Origin of the sequence: Sulfitobacter sp. M22 (assembly GCF_021736025.1) — a bacterium.
Lineage (GTDB): Bacteria > Pseudomonadota > Alphaproteobacteria > Rhodobacterales > Rhodobacteraceae > Sulfitobacter > Sulfitobacter litoralis.
On the sequence record NZ_WMEC01000001.1, the window covers coordinates 1,590,648 to 1,605,392 of the forward strand.

The 14,745-nt window shown below is 59.4% G+C and carries 11 protein-coding genes; 3 read left to right on the forward strand and 8 right to left on the reverse strand.

Features of this window, described 5'->3' with window-relative positions:
- Positions 1–290: 290 nt before the first annotated feature.
- On the reverse strand, positions 291–1,286 hold the full coding sequence (locus GLP52_RS07925) for a zinc-binding alcohol dehydrogenase family protein (RefSeq protein ID WP_237272043.1): 996 nt from the start codon (positions 1,284–1,286) through the stop codon (positions 291–293).
- Positions 1,287–1,386: 100 nt separating this feature from the next.
- Here GLP52_RS07925 and GLP52_RS07930 point away from each other — a divergent pair, with 100 nt between their 5' ends.
- Positions 1,387–2,292 (forward strand): LysR family transcriptional regulator, encoded by a 906-nt coding sequence (locus tag GLP52_RS07930; RefSeq protein ID WP_237272044.1) that lies wholly within the window; start codon positions 1,387–1,389, stop codon positions 2,290–2,292.
- A 17-nt stretch (positions 2,293–2,309) separates the two neighbouring features.
- Here GLP52_RS07930 and GLP52_RS07935 read toward each other — a convergent pair whose 3' ends face one another.
- Both GLP52_RS07935 and GLP52_RS07940 read right to left on the reverse strand, forming a co-directional pair.
- Positions 2,310–3,716 (reverse strand): dihydrolipoyl dehydrogenase, encoded by a 1,407-nt coding sequence (locus GLP52_RS07935; protein ID WP_237272045.1) that lies wholly within the window; start codon positions 3,714–3,716, stop codon positions 2,310–2,312.
- The gene (locus GLP52_RS07940; RefSeq protein ID WP_237272046.1) at positions 3,716–5,104 is read right to left on the reverse strand and encodes an NAD-dependent succinate-semialdehyde dehydrogenase; all 1,389 of its coding nucleotides are present in this window, start codon (positions 5,102–5,104) and stop codon (positions 3,716–3,718) included. The genes GLP52_RS07935 and GLP52_RS07940 overlap by 1 nt, the downstream gene beginning before the upstream one ends.
- A 201-nt stretch (positions 5,105–5,305) precedes the next feature.
- On the opposite strand from GLP52_RS07940, the gene speB reads away from it, so the two are divergent.
- Positions 5,306–6,283 (forward strand): agmatinase, encoded by a 978-nt coding sequence (gene speB / locus GLP52_RS07945; RefSeq protein ID WP_093734235.1) that lies wholly within the window; start codon positions 5,306–5,308, stop codon positions 6,281–6,283.
- A gap of 325 nt (positions 6,284–6,608) precedes the next feature.
- Positions 6,609–8,063 carry a sensor histidine kinase gene (locus GLP52_RS07950; RefSeq protein WP_237273480.1) on the forward strand — a complete coding sequence of 485 codons (1,455 nt, stop codon included), beginning with the start codon at positions 6,609–6,611 and terminating at the stop codon, positions 8,061–8,063.
- A gap of 147 nt (positions 8,064–8,210) precedes the next feature.
- Here the strand turns inward: GLP52_RS07950 and GLP52_RS07955 are convergent, their stop codons facing one another.
- The 5 genes from GLP52_RS07955 to GLP52_RS07975 all read right to left on the reverse strand — a co-directional run bounded on the left by GLP52_RS07955 (position 8,211) and on the right by GLP52_RS07975 (position 14,701).
- Positions 8,211–8,858: a DUF3726 domain-containing protein gene (locus GLP52_RS07955; protein ID WP_093734237.1), complete on the reverse strand. Its 648-nt coding sequence runs from the start codon at positions 8,856–8,858 to the stop codon at positions 8,211–8,213.
- Positions 8,855–10,558 (reverse strand): hypothetical protein, encoded by a 1,704-nt coding sequence (locus GLP52_RS07960; protein WP_237272048.1) that lies wholly within the window; start codon positions 10,556–10,558, stop codon positions 8,855–8,857. Before GLP52_RS07960 ends, GLP52_RS07955 begins: the two co-directional genes overlap by 4 nt.
- Positions 10,559–10,629: 71 nt before the next feature.
- Positions 10,630–12,189 (reverse strand): BCCT family transporter, encoded by a 1,560-nt coding sequence (locus GLP52_RS07965; RefSeq protein ID WP_237272049.1) that lies wholly within the window; start codon positions 12,187–12,189, stop codon positions 10,630–10,632.
- 47 nt (positions 12,190–12,236) lie between these two features.
- Positions 12,237–13,244, reverse strand: a complete 1,008-nt coding sequence (locus GLP52_RS07970; protein WP_093734240.1) for a membrane dipeptidase — start codon at positions 13,242–13,244, stop codon at positions 12,237–12,239.
- On the reverse strand, positions 13,241–14,701 hold the full coding sequence (locus tag GLP52_RS07975; RefSeq protein WP_093734247.1) for an aldehyde dehydrogenase family protein: 1,461 nt from the start codon (positions 14,699–14,701) through the stop codon (positions 13,241–13,243). The genes GLP52_RS07970 and GLP52_RS07975 overlap by 4 nt, the downstream gene beginning before the upstream one ends.
- Positions 14,702–14,745: the final 44 nt, after the last annotated feature.

Consider the following 14,745-nt stretch of genomic DNA (forward strand, 5'->3'; position numbering starts at 1 on the left):
TATGCACGGTTAGCGGTGGGACTTCGGGTGGGGGACATGCTGTTCCCGTCGCTGCTGCTCATCTCACGAGACCATCGGCAACACAATACTGGCAGCCGCCACGCATGCACCCATCATTGCGCGCCGCGGCAAACGGCTGGACCGTGGCCCTGCAATGCAAAGCCATAGGCCGCATACTACCCACGTGCGCCCTTGACCGGTTGCGATACGGCTCAAGGCCGTGACATCACATCACGGCCTTGTTCAGGGGCATCGGGTTCCAGGACCCCTGCCCTTCAGTCAGTGCCGACTTAGAAGCCGCCCAACACCTGCTTGCCAATCACGCGGCCGCTTTCTTGCTTCAGATGGGCGGCGCGCAGGGCGTCAACGGTCAGGGCGTCTCCTTTTTCGGTGACGGTGGATTGCAGAGTGCCTGCATCGATCATCTCGGCGACACGGTTCAACAGGTCCCGCTGGGCACCGATATCTTCAGTGCCGAACATCGAGCGGGTGAACATGAATTCCCAGTGGATGCTCAAAGCCTTGGGCTTGGCAGCCTTAATGTCGAGAGCTTCGGGATCATCAATCAAGGCGATCTGCCCGCGAGGGGCGATCAGGTCGATGATCGCGGGCCAGTGCTGGTCCGTCGCGGTCAGCGCAGCGACATAGCTGGGGACAAGACCAAGGTCAGCCACCTGCGCAGCCAGATCGCCACGGTGGTCCACCACGTGATCCGCTCCCATCTTGCGCACCCAGTCCTGCGTTTCGGGCCGTGAGGCAGTGGCAATAACCGTGAGCCCGGTCAACGCCTTGGCGAGTTGGATCAAAATCGAGCCCACCCCTCCGGCACCGCCGATGACCAGTAGCGTCTGGCCACTGCCGCCCCCCTCGGTCAAGCGAAAGGCGTCAAACAGCATTTCCCAAGCGGTAATGGATGTAAGTGGCAGTCCGGCGGCCTCGACGAAATCAAGGCTGGCAGGCTTGCGCCCCACGATCCGTTCATCCACCGCATGAAATTCGGCATTGGTACCGGCGCGGGTGACATCACCGGCGTAATATACCGCGTCGCCGACCTTGTAGCCTGTCACCTCATTGCCGATTTCAGTGACGACGCCAGCCGCATCGAATCCAAGCACGCGCTCAGCGCCATCAGGCTCTACGCCGGCGCGCAGTTTGACATCCACCGGGTTGACCGAGATCCCCTCGACCGCGACCAAAAGATCGCGTGGTCCGACCACTGGCTGATCCATTTCAATAATTTCGAGCGTGTCTGCGTTGCCCGCTGCGTTGTAGCCGATGACTTTCATGAGTTGATCCTTTTTTCTGTTGGAGGAGAGATAGCCCTTGCGAAACCGTAAAAATACAGCAGTTTTCAGAGTTAATTATTCGGATTCTGGAGATAATGCCGTGGACACTGATAACCTGCGCCTTTTTGTTATGGCCGCCGATAGGTTGAATATCTCTGCCGCTGGACGCGATCTTGGTCTTGCGCCGGCGGTGGCCAGCGCACGGCTCGCCAAATTAGAGCACGAGCTTGGTGTCGAGCTGCTGCACCGGACCACGCGCAAGGTGTCGCTGTCCCTCGAGGGGTCCGATTTCCTACCCTATGCACGCGAAATTCTAGCGCAGGCAGAGGCAGCCAAAGCCGTCCTTGGCGGCAGTGAAACCAGCCCGAAGGGCACATTGCGCTTTGCCGCACCGAGCAGTTTTGCGCAGCGGCATATCATGCCATTGTTGCCCAGGTTCCACGCATTATTTCCCGATTTGACGCTGGACCTCCGCCTGTCCGACACCCGTTTCGATGCGATCGAGGGCAGCTTTGACCTTGCCCTACGCAGCGCGCCCCTGAAAGACAGCAGCCTCAAGGGGCGCAAGCTGGCAGAGGACACCCGCGTATTATGCGCCTCCCCTGAATACATCGCAGCACATGGCGCACCGCAGACCCCGGCAGAGCTTGAGGGGCATCGTTTTACCGCTTGGAAAGACCTAGAGCCACGCGAACTGATCGGGCCCGAGGGGGCGACCGCGCTTCTTGATCCGGCATGTATGAACTGCCGCACCATCGTAGACGACGGCGACGCGCAGCGCGAAGCGACCCTTGCCGGTGCGGGCGTGTCGATCAACTCGCTCTGGAGCGTCACTGACGAGCTTGCCTCGGGCCGCCTGATACGGGTGTTGCCGAAATGGAAGCTGAACGACAATTCGGTTTTGTGGCTGGTCTATCCCCGCTCGAACGTGCTCACCCCGAAAACACGGATCTTGATCGACTTTTTGATCGATAGTTTAGCCATCCGCATCGAGTGGGGCGACTGACCGCCGAACCCTAAGGGTCAGGCCCCCGGCGGGTCGTTGGACCCGCGTCCGATCGGCAGGGCGGCTGGCGTTGCGGCACAGATCTCGCGCAGCGCCGATTTCAGGCCTTCCTCAAGGGTTGGGTGGTAGAATGGCATGTTCAGCAGGTCGCTTGCCGTCTCGCCACGCTGGATTGCGTGAACAAGCAGATGCGCCATGTGGTCGGCACCGGGGCAAAACAATTCGGCGCCGGTCAGACGCCCGTCAGGCGCAGCATAAAGCCGGACAAGACCCTTCGCGCGCGCTTCGACTTTGGCACGGCCCTGATCCGCATAGGAGGCACAGCCGGTTAACGTGTTCTCATCCGGACCCTCGCCGAGTATGGCGAGCGGCGGATCGCTAAAGGTTAGCGTGAAGGTCGGCATACGCGGGTGGGCATTTATCGACGGATAGGCAGCGGCGTTGCTCCCTGCCACGTTTCCCTCGTCACTTGCCTCGTGCAGCACGGCCGCGTCAGCGTTCACGTCACCCGCGATAAAAACGGACGTGTCGCCGCATTGCATCGTGGTGCGGTCAAAGACCGGCACGCCATGTTCATCAAGCTCAAGCCCTGCCGCGTCAAGCCCGAGTCCCTCAAAGGCAGGCGGACGGCCTGTCGCGACGAGAACGCGGTCGAACGCGCGCTTGCCGCTAGAGGCACCGGACCACGACAGTTGCACGCGACCATCGAGTTTTTCGACATTCAGGTCGACGCCAAGATGGAGCGGAAGCTCCTCCCCGATGATGTTGACAACTGCGGCCTGCACGTCTGAATCCCGCGCGCCGCCGAGTGTATCGCCTTGATCAAAAAGGACCGTTTCGACACCAAGCCGCGACATAGCCTGCGCCAGCTCCAGCCCGATCGCACCGCCCCCGATCACAGCAAGCGAGCCGGGGAGATCATTCATCTCGAACACGCTCTCGTTGGTGAGGGCAAGATCGCCGAGGCCTTCGAACGGCTCGGGGATGCGCGCATAAGATCCGGTCGCGATCACAATCGACTTGGCGCTTACCGTGTCACCGTTGTCGAGGGTGAGTGCGTTCAGACCGGCAAGATGCGCGCGCGCCTGAATGCAGGTTCCAGCCGGAAGTTTGTCAAACGAAGCACGCGTTGCTTTCACAAATTTGTCGCGCTCGCGGCGGACGCGTTCTAGCACCGCCTGCCCGTCGACCTCGACGTGACCCACATTAACACCGAATACGCCCGTGCCATGGGCATTATGCGCCGCGTTTGCCGCAGCGATAAGAAGCTTGGACGGCATGCAGCCCGTATTTGCACACAGCGTGCCACGGAAGGCGTCGTCAATCAGGAGAGTGCGCGCGCCATCGCGACGCGCGCTCCGCTCGGCAGCGAGGCCGGCAGTGCCGGCCCCGATGATGGCGACATCGGTGTCATGATGCGCCATCACTTCGCCTCTTGATCCGTCATATAAATCGATTTGGCGTTGACGAACTCCTTCATGCCAAAGCCGCCATGCTCGCGCCCGTAGCCCGAGTTTTTCACACCGCCGAATGGCATGTTCGGAAGCGCAATATTGTACCCGTTGAGCGTGATCATACCGGTATCGAACTGCTCGCTCGCCAGCTTGCGTGCGCGCGCCTCGTCACGGCTGAAGATACCACCACCAAGGCCATAGCGACTGTCGTTGGCGATGCGCATGGCGTCTTCGTCGTTCTCGGCGCGGATCACGGAAGCGACGGGACCAAACAGCTCATCGCCATAGGCGGGCTGGCCAGGCTTCACGTCGACCAGCACGGTCGCGGGGTAATAGGCACCCTTGCGGTCCGGTGTCTCGCCTCCGACCACGGCGCGCGCGCCTTTTTTGATGCTTTCTGCCACCTGCTCCGCCAGCTTGTCGCGCAGATCGTTGCGCGCCATTGGTCCAAGACCGATGTCGGCGTCCGTCGGATCACCCATCTTGATCGCTTTCATCTTCTGGGTGTAGCCCTCGACAAAAGCGTCGTAATTTTTCGCCGTGACGATAAAGCGCTTACCGTTCACGCAGGTCTGGCCGTTGTTGTAGATCCGCGCCGTGACACAAGTATCCACCGCGAGATCGATATCGGCATCGTCCAGAACGATGTAAGCGTCGTTCGATCCAAGTTCGAGCACGGACTTTTTCAGCTGCTCCGCCGCTTTCTGCGCCACGGTCCGGCCAGCGGTATCGCTGCCTGTCAGGGTCACGCCGCGCACCAGATCGTTTTCAATAACCAGATCGGACTGGTCGTGGTCAATCAAGAGCACCGTAAAGAGGTTCTTTGGAAGGCCTGCTCGCTCCATCAGATCACGCAGGAAAAGCCCCGACCCGGTACAGTTTTCCGCGTGCTTGAGAAGAACGCCGTTGCCCGTCATCAAGTTGGAGATGGCATAGCGCACCACCTGATAGCAGGGGAAATTCCACGGCTGGATACCATAAATGACACCCAGAGGGGCATAGTGGACGACACCCGTGCCACCGGGAATATCGCGTTCCTCGTCGGCCAGCGCGTCAGGTCCGTGATCAGCAGTGAAGTTACAGATTTGCACACACAGATCGATTTCGTCGCGGCTGTCGCCGATTAGCTTGCCGACCTCGCGAGTCATGAGCTGGGCAAAATCTTCTTTGCTGTTGGAAAGTTCCTTGCCGATAGCTCGGATGATCTCGGCGCGATCCTTGGTCGATTTCAGCCGCCAGTCGAGGAAAGCATCATGGCAACCACGCACGGCGTCTCGCGCTTCGTCGTTGGTCATGAGGGTGTAGGTTTCCAGAGTTTGCTCTGTCGCTGGATTGATGGTGGTGATCTGGCCGGTCATGAATGCCTCCGCAGTAATTTCAAATGAATTGTATGGAAACAACGTGTCCTGTCTGCTTTCGTTCCTTGTGTGCGACTATGCTGCGCGCACATTATGGAGAGCAGATTGAAACCTCCGAGGGTTCCGGCCCTGTTTTGGTGGAAGCGATATATGATAAAACGCACGGCCCTTTAAAAACAAACAATTGAAGGTGAATAAAATATGTCATCACATGGCTATGAAACGGGGCGGCTCGACCTGCCTTTTGTCGGGATCGCAACTTTTGGCAAGAAGCCCTACGTGCAGGATTGGGACAAGATCGACGCTGATGTTGCGGTACTAGGAGCACCGTTTGATTTCGGGTGTCAGTACCGCGCAGGGGCGCGGTTCGGTCCGCGTTCTATTCGTGAGGCATCCACGCTTTTCAGCTTTGGTCATGCCGGTGCCTATGATCACGAAGACGACGCGACGTATCTGGATGCGTCTGTGCGGATCGTCGACATCGGGGATGCCGATATCATCCATACTAAAACTGACGAAAGCCACGCCAGTATTGCCTATGGGGTTAAGAAAATTCTCGACGCTGGTGCCCTGCCCGTGACCATTGGTGGCGACCATTCGATCAACATTCCTTGCATCAAAGCCTTTGAAGATAATTGTGCCGAAAACGGCCCGATCCATGTGGTGCAGATCGACGCTCATCTTGATTTCGTCGATGAACGCAAGGGCGTAACCGACGGGCACGGCAACCCGATGCGCCGCGCTATAGAAAGGGACTATGTATCCGGCATGACCCAATTGGGCATCCGCAACGTGTCCTCCACCGCAAGAGAAGGCTACATTGATGCGCGCGCACGGGGATCCGATATCCTATCTGTGCGACAAGTGCGCGCGCTTGGCACGCAGTCGGTACTCGAGCGGATTCCGGAAGGTGCTCGCTATTACGTCACAATTGATATTGATGCGTTTTGCCCGTCCATCGCGCCGGGCACGGGCACCCCAAGTCATGGCGGATTCCACTACTATGACGTATTAGAAATCCTTCAAGGTCTCAGCAAGCGGGGCGATGTGGTGGGCATTGATCTGGTTGAAGTCGCCCCAGCTTATGACCCTTCTGAAAGCACGCAGATCTTGGCCGCACAGCTTTTGCTGAACTTCATCGGGTTCATTTTCCACAATAAAAAGCAGACATCAGCCTGATGGACCGCCCCTGATATATCTAGCTTTCAGCGGCTAGAACGATCCCCTCACGACTGAGATGCTGAGTTCCAGCCCACAACCGTTCTCAGATCCGCTGATATGACAGCTCGCTGACCGCGGGCTGTCCATGTCAGCGTGTCTGGTGGAGCGCAGGATCCACCAGATGCCCAGAGTAAGCACCTAATGGGCCTCAATTTTGCCTAATTCGCCTACTAGCAAAAAAGCTGGTTAAGTTACTTAGTAGCGCAGAAGCGTAAAATTTTATGCTAAACGGCAGGGCTTTGAATTCCCTTCAAAAGCGACGTTTGGACATCAGGAAAAGTGCATGAGAAAATCTAACAGCACTCCCCACAGCGCAAACGGCCTTACGGCCCCAACAGCACCTGTGCCCGCACGTATTGATCCGAAAGCCATCATAGCCGTTACTCTTGGGTTTTTTATCTTATTGGCGTTCATGACCTATCAGATCGCCATCGTTATGGTTCACCATGGGGTGGAACGTGATGCGTCCCGGCGGTCGCTCGAGTGGGCGGAATTTGCGGTAAAGCAGGTTCCAGAAATAGCTGCCTTGGCTGACGGGCAGCGGATTGAACCGGAACATTGGGATGCGTTCCGTGATCTCGCCAGCTTTGGCGGTGTCTTCCGTTTCAAAATTTTCAGCCCCGATGGTGTGCTCCGCTTTGAATCCGATGATCCCGCCGCCACAGGTGAAAGTCTGGGCAAGCACAATGCAATTGCCGCATCCGTTGTGAAAACCGGAGAGGCCTATACTACCGTAGAGAACGGGCGGTCGAAGCCCAATCGCCCCGATTTATATAGCGAAACCTATTTGCCAGTATATGACAGCGGGCGATTGGTCGCGATCGCTGAGACCTACATGGACCAAACAAGCAAAACGGCGGCTGTGCGCGTTGAATACGCCTTCGTCGCTGTGCTGATGGCCGGTATGATCCTGCTGGCACTCTCCATCCCATCGGCTGGCTTATGGCTTATGTTCCGGCGGCTTAAATACAACAATGAACGATTGAGGCTCGCCCAGATACGCGCAATGGCCTCTGACAAAAGCAAGAGCGAGTTTATTTCGACGGTCAGCCATGAATTACGGACGCCTTTAACATCGATAAAAGGCTCCCTTGAAATGCTGAAATCTGGAAAAATAATTGAATTGTCGGCCCCCGCAGAAAGATTGGTCGCGATGGCAGCAAAAAATTCGAATATTTTAAATTTGCTCGTGAACGATCTTTTGGATTTCGAGAGAATAGATACAGGAAACCTTGAGGTGTCCAAGCGCCCTTCGGATATCGTCACCATCGTAAAAGATGAAATCGAGACCATGATGTCCTATGATACGGAACAAGAGGTAGAGTATTTCTATACAGGGGATGACGGACCGATTATCGGCAATGTGGATCCTGACAGAATAGCCCAGGTGGTTCGCAACTTGCTTTCAAACGCTGTCAAATTCTCACCGAGAAATGGAGGGGTTTTCGTGTCGGTCAGAGCGGAAACCGGGGCGGTGCGGATCGTTGTTGCGGACTCTGGCTGCGGCATCTCACCAGACGACTGCGCGAGAATTTTTGACAAATTTACCCAAGTCGATTCATCAGACACGCGAAAACACCGCGGAACCGGACTGGGTTTGGCCATTTCCAAGGGCATAATCGTGGCCCACGGCGGCGATATCGGCGTGACCAGTGTCGAGGGTGTCGGAAGCGAATTCTACTTCGTCGTGCCTATCGGCATCGAAGATAAGCGGCTGCCGTTGCAAGACGCCGCCTAATCCTTCTCTTTTCGATCACGCGGCGAGCCCTAGCGCGGCGAAAAAGACGTAAATAAAACCGCCTGATTGCTATGGCTGGTCCCCATCGAAGGTGGAAAGGTTGCCCCCCGCACCCCATGTCCGCGCAATTGCCCCGCGAGAACACTGCTAGTCGCTCTCTTGCCCGGCCCCCGCCCCGGCGCGGCTTTCGGCAGTGGCAGGGGCATAGGTGCGCTGCGCGTAGTTTTCCAGCGATTGCATTGTCTCGCTTGATACATCCCGATCAGAGCATGGCCGAACCGTCCCGTCTGCCGGTCGAATGGCGCGGGACAAGGTGACCGTTTCTGTGGAAGCCACGCGCAAAGCAGCCTCAGCACCTTCCCCACCAGGCGCGGCACCGCCGAGATTGAGCTTCACCCCGCTCCATTCCAACGCAATGCTGACCCCGGCGGAACGGGCGGCTTCGCTGGCAAAGGGGGCCAACAGCAAAGGCACCGCGACATTGCCAAGCCGCAATTCTGCCCCGCCCTTCAGATCGTCGGCCTGATCGCAGATCAGTGCCCCGGCGATGATCGGACAAAGCAGACCGCTTTGCGCGCGGAGAACACCGTCATTCCCCTGCTGCACCGCAAGTTCGGAATAGGTTTTACCATCGTTCTGCCGCAGCAATTCAGCAAGCAACGACGGCCCCGGGAACCCATTATCGCTGAGCCAGCGCACGGCCTTGCCGGCCTCCTCGGCAAGCCCCCAGCTCATGCCGCCGCCCCGCGCGGCCTTGCGTGCGAGGGCTTCGATTTCATTCAGCGAACAGATCATACCGGCACCTCTACCAACGCGGGATAGGTCCAACCCGCGAACTCCATTTCGGCCAGCTCATGCGGGAACGGCGCGTTGCGGAACATGTTGATCCGCACCCAACGGTCTGAGCGCGGGTCGAAATGGCAGGCCCCGAAAAAGGACAGTTTGGCGCGCAACAGGTCGATGGGCAGGATATCAGCACCGACCGTGTTGTCGCGGATCTCGGCATAGGGATGGCGGGCGACGATCTGCACGCGGCGCAGGATGTGACGATGCTCCGGATGGCGCAGCAGGAAATCCGCCACGCGGGTCTGATCGGCCTCATCGTCAAGTGCCCTGAACAATAACGCCGCATCCCGTCCCGGTGCCAGTGGTTGTTCATAGGGGGCGACCGGCTCCAGATGCCGCTCACCAAGGCGCGGCTCGAGCTTCTCGATGGAGACATACCAGGCCTTGGCCTGGCTCTCGGGGCTGTCCCAGTCGATCTTGAGCGCCCACGCATAGTCACGCTCCAGGATGCCGCGCAACTGGGCCGCGGTCATGCTGCCGTCGATGCGGAACCCAGCGCCCTCATCCGCGCTCATCTGGTTGGGCAGATCGTCGACAAGTGCACCGTAAGGCTCCATCATCAGCGCCACGAGAAGCTCTTGCCCCTCAAAGCTCAGCGCGCCCTCGGCCCAGCGGTAGAGCGCATCCCATGGCATGGGCGCCGTGAGCGCGCCGCTAGCCAGATGTGCGTCAAGCCGATCAAGGTCAGCCTTCAGCCCATCAATCTTGTCGCATTGCAACGGATGCTCGGAATGCCAGTCGTCCACATTACGCCGGCCGCGGCGGAGCATGGTCAAAAAGGCCTCGGTTTCCGTGGTAGAGATGACCGGCAAGGAGCGCACGCGGGCCAGTGCGGTCTCGCGGGCCTTGATCCAGTTGTTGAGCAGGATGGGGTGGTTCAGTAAGAAAGGCGCCATACCAAGGCCGGTGGAATTGCCGATGCCAAAGTGGCGGCGCATGGCAGGATCGAGCTTCACGGCCCCGGCCCCGCCCTTGCGCGCAGCGAGATGTTCAACAAGGTCCAGCACGAAGCCTCGAATCAAGAAAACAGTCAGCATTTCGGCTTGGAAGGGCGCGGCGAACTCAGGGCGATCGGCGATGCTCTCGCGGTCGGCAGCACCAAGCTTGCCGGAGCCGTAAACCGCCGTGGTTCGCATCAGATAGCCCACCGCGTCGACATCCGCCGCTTCCGGTTGTTCGCCCCGGCTCAGACAATCAACGACGTGATCGAACAGCCGCACCGAACGGTTCGCGCGGGAGACTGTGAGCTCGGAGGTTGTGACGCGCCCAGCCTCTTGCAGCGGGACATTCTGTGACAGGCGGGTGATGTCGGCCTCAGTGGGCAGGCCATCAAATAGGGCAAAGGTCGTGTCCCAAGCGGTAGCGATCACACGGTCGGAACGTTGCTCGGGGGGCAGATCATGGGCAAAAGCGACAAGGCTGTAGCTGTGTGAAGGTCCGTGCATGGTATAGACCGCATGGCCAACACTGTTCTCGTCGATCTCGAAGGCGCGGCGCTCAAAGCGCCAGTTCTCAGCCTTGAGCCGCCGCAGGAGCACCCGCATGAAGGACAGCCGTGATTGGTGAAATGATCCCATCCGCGCCAGTCGCATCACGGTTTCAGCCGGGCGCAAGGCGACGCAATCGGGGTTAAGCTGGTCATGTTTCATCACGTGCCTCCTCCTGGATGATATCATAGTCTCATGCCGGGCGCCCCTTTGCGGGCCGCCCGGCGGTTTTCTCAGGCTTTAGTATCGCGTCCCTTTGCCAGCGTGATGCGCAGCGCATCCCAAAGCGAGGGCAACAGCACCAGCGACACCGGCACCGCGGTAACGACGATAAAGCTTTGTAGCTTGCCGACACCGCCAGCGCCGAGCGAGACGAGGATGATCGCCACCAGCCCCATGCCGATGCCCCAGAACACCCGGACCGGCATCGAAGACATATCCTCGTCCGACATGGCGACCGAAATCACATAGGTCATCGAGTCGCCCGTCGTGGCCACGAAGATCGTGGTCAGGATCAGGAACAAGAGCGATATGATAAAGCCCATAGGCAGTTGCTGCGTGATCGCCAAAAGCGCCGCCGGCAGGTTGAAGCCTTCAAAGGCGGTCGAGACCGAGCCAGTGTTGCCAAGCTCGAACGCGATGCCCGTGCCGCCGATGATGGTGAACCAGAAGGTGGTGATGATCGGTGCAACCAGCGACAGCATGATGATGATCGACCGGATCGACCGCCCCCGCGAAATACGCGCGATGAACATCGCCATCAGTGGCCCGTAGCCCATGAACCAGCCCCAGAAGAACACGGTCCACCAGCCGAGCCAGCCCGGCTCTCCAAAAAGCCCAGCCTCGCCGCGATAAAGCGCCATACCGAAGAAGTTACCAAGGTAGGAGCCAAGGCCCGCGAAGTAGCTTTTGAAGATAAAGACCGTCGGACCGAACACCAGCATGAACAGCAGCAAGCAGGCAGCGAGGATCACGTTGATCTTGCTCAGCAGCTGGATCCCACGGGTCAGCCCGGTCATCGCCGAGATCGTATAGAGTGCAACCAGCCCTGCGATCACAATGGCCTGAGTGGCAAAGCTGTCGGGGATACCAAAGAGCGTGTTGAGACCATAGCTGACCTGCAACCCAAGGAAGCCGATTGGCCCCACGGTGCCCGCAACCACGGCGATGATGCAGGACGCATCCGCTGCCAGCCCGATCGGCCCTTTGATCGCACGCTCGCCGAACAGCGGATAAAGCAGCGTGCGCGGGGCCAATGGCAGGCCTTTTTCATAGTGGTAATGCATCAGCATCACCGTGGTCAGCGCGCCAAGGATCGCCCAGGCGAGGAACCCCCAATGCATAAAGCTTTGCGCCAGCGCGGGCGCGACAGCTTCGGGTGTGCCTGCTTGGGCACCAAAAAGCGGCGGCGAGGACAGGAAATGCGCCATCGGCTCACCCGCGGCCCAGAAAACGCCGCCCCCCGCAAGCAGGGTACACATGATCATCGACCCCCACTGGAAGGTCGAGAATTCCGGCAGTGCCAGCCCGCCCATGATCGCGCGGCTGCCCGGCAGGACGATCAGCACCAAGCCGATCAAGAAAGTGGCCAGCAAAAGCACCTGCCAATAGAGGCCGAAGTACTTGGCCGAAAAGGCAAAACTGCTGTCGACAATCACCGAGAGCAGCTCTAGGTCAAAAAGAGCCAGAAGACAGAAGGCCGCGATGAAGCCCCCCGTGATGGCAAAGAGGGGCTTGTTGATATGCCCGGCACTTGGCGTTTGCGCCGCCGGGCTTTGAGTTTGGTCCGTCATTCAATCCTCCCTAAAGGACTATGGTCGTGATGAATCGGACTAACGGATCATTCCGCAGCCCAGTGGGCCTGCGTCTTACGCACAGTACCAAAGCTCAAGTCGAAAAATTGAAGCCAGTTCTCTCCCATGATCCCGGCCACTTCCTCCGGGTCGAAACCTACCGTCCGCAGACCAGTTTCGAGGTTGCCGAAATCGCGGTTGTCGCGGAACCAGTCGGGCATGTCAGGGAAGCCCGGCGCGGCTGCCGAGCCTTCGCCGTAGTCGACCCGTTTGGTCCAGCGCCCCATGCGCATCCAATCAACGACGCTGTCGGGGTGGTCTTGGCAAAGGTCCGATCCGATCCCGAGGCTGCTGCTGCCGAACTTTTCGGCGGTGCGTGCCACCATTTCGCAAAAGCTATGCAACGTGCAGGCGCTCTTGTCTTTCAAGTGATGCGGATAGAGCGAAAACCCGATCATGCCGCCGCTTTCGGTCAGCGCACGGATCACCGCATCGGATTTGTTGCGCCGTGCTGGTGCCCATTGTGCCGGGTTCGCGTGGGTAATTGCGATGGGGCGCGTGGAATGCTCAATCGCCTCCAACGTGGAGCGGTCCGCCGAATGGCTCATATCAACCACAAGGCCCACGCGGTTCATCTCTTCGATCACCTCGCGACCCATGCGGGTCAGGCCCGGGTCTTCGGCCTCGTAGCAGCCCGTCGCCAGCAGGGACTGGTTGTTGTAGCTCAGTTGCATGAACCGCGCGCCGAGGGTGTGGACGATCTCGACGAGGCCGATGTCATCCTCGATCGGGCTGGGGTTCTGGAAACCAAAGAAGATCGCCGTGCGCCCCGTCTCCCGCGCAAGCCGCACGTCATCGCCGGTCCGGCCCTGAAAAATCAGATCCGGGAATTGTTCAAACCAGCGGTTCCAGGCTTCGATGTTCAGCACCGTCTCGCGGAAGTTTTCGTGGTAGGCGATGGTGACATGCACCGCATCCACACCGCCCTCGCGCATCTGGCGAAAGATCTTCTCTGACCAGTTCGCATATTGCAGACAGTCGATGCGATAGGTCACGCCAGCTCCTCCGGCGTGCCTGCCGCGATATAGGCGGTCTTGACCGTCGTGTAGAATTCTGCGGCATAAGAGCCCTGCTCGCGCGGGCCGTAAGACGAGTTGCCGCGCCCGCCGAAGGGCACATGATAGTCGGTGCCCGCAGTGGGCAGGTTGACCATGACGCAGCCGCTGCGCGCGTTGCGGCGGAAATGCGTGGCCCGCGCGATGGAGCGGGTGACGATGCCCGAGGTCAGGCCAAATTCGGTGTCGTTCACCACCTCAAGCGCTTCGGCATAGCTGCCGACTTTGATGACACAGGCGATGGGGGCGAACATCTCTTCGCGGTTGATGCGCATGTCATTGGTCGTGCCGGTGAAAACTGCGGGTGACATGTAGTAGCCCTCGGTTTCCATGCTCAGCCGCGTGCCACCACATTCCAGTACCGCGCCTTCGGATTTGCCCAGTTCGATGTAGCCTAGATTGGCTTGAAGCTGCTCTTCGCTGACCACCGGACCGATCTGCGTGCCGTCCGCCAGCGCCGGGCCGACCTTCATAGCCTTGGCCCCCGCGACCAGCTTCTCGACAAAGGCGTCATGCACCGCCGCGTGGACCACCAACCGCGAAGACGCTGTGCATTTCTGCCCCGAGCCGCCAAAGGCACCGCCAAGTGCCAAGCTCACGGCGAGGTCGAGATCGGCATCATCCATCACGGCCAGCGCGTTTTTCGAGCCCATCTCCATCTGGATCTTTGTGAAATTCTGCACGGCGGCAGCGGCTATGCCGCGCCCCACTGGAACTGAGCCCGTGAATGAAATTGCATCCAGCTCGGGGCTCTCCACCAGCTTTTGCCCAATCTCGCGGCCTGCGCCCATGACGAGGTTGAACAAACCATCGGGAATGTCTTGGCGGCTGATGATCTCGGTCAGTGCCACGGCTGAAGCGGGGGTTACATTGGCGGGTTTCCAGACCACCGCGTTGCCATAGGCCAGCGCCGGGGCGATTTTCCAGCTGGCGGTCGCCGTGGGGAAGTTCCACGGGCTGATCACAGCCACCACACCCACCGGCTCGCGGCGCACGTCAATCTCCACGCCTGCGCGTACGCTGTCGGCCGTGTCACCGATTTGGCGCAGGCATTCAGCGGCGTAGTAGGTAAAGAACTGCCCGGCGCGGTAGACCTCGCCCTTGCCCTCGGCCAGTGGCTTGCCCTCTTCGCGCGACAGAAGTTCGCCCAGTTCGGGGGCGCGGCGCATCATTTCGGTGCCAATGGCCATCAACACGTCGTGCCGACGCTCGGGGCCGTAGCCTGCCCAGATCGCCTGAGCCTTCCGTGCCGCGCTGAGCGCCTCATCCAGCTGCGCGGCGCTGGCCTGTGCGTAGCGACCGACCACCTCGGACACGTCGGATGGATTGTGGTTTTCGATCTCGCCGCTGCCCGCAACCCATGCGCCTGCGATGTAATTGCGGTTTAGGTCTGTCATGACGTTCATTGGGCTGTCTCCTGTCTGGCCGGGGTGTCCCGGAT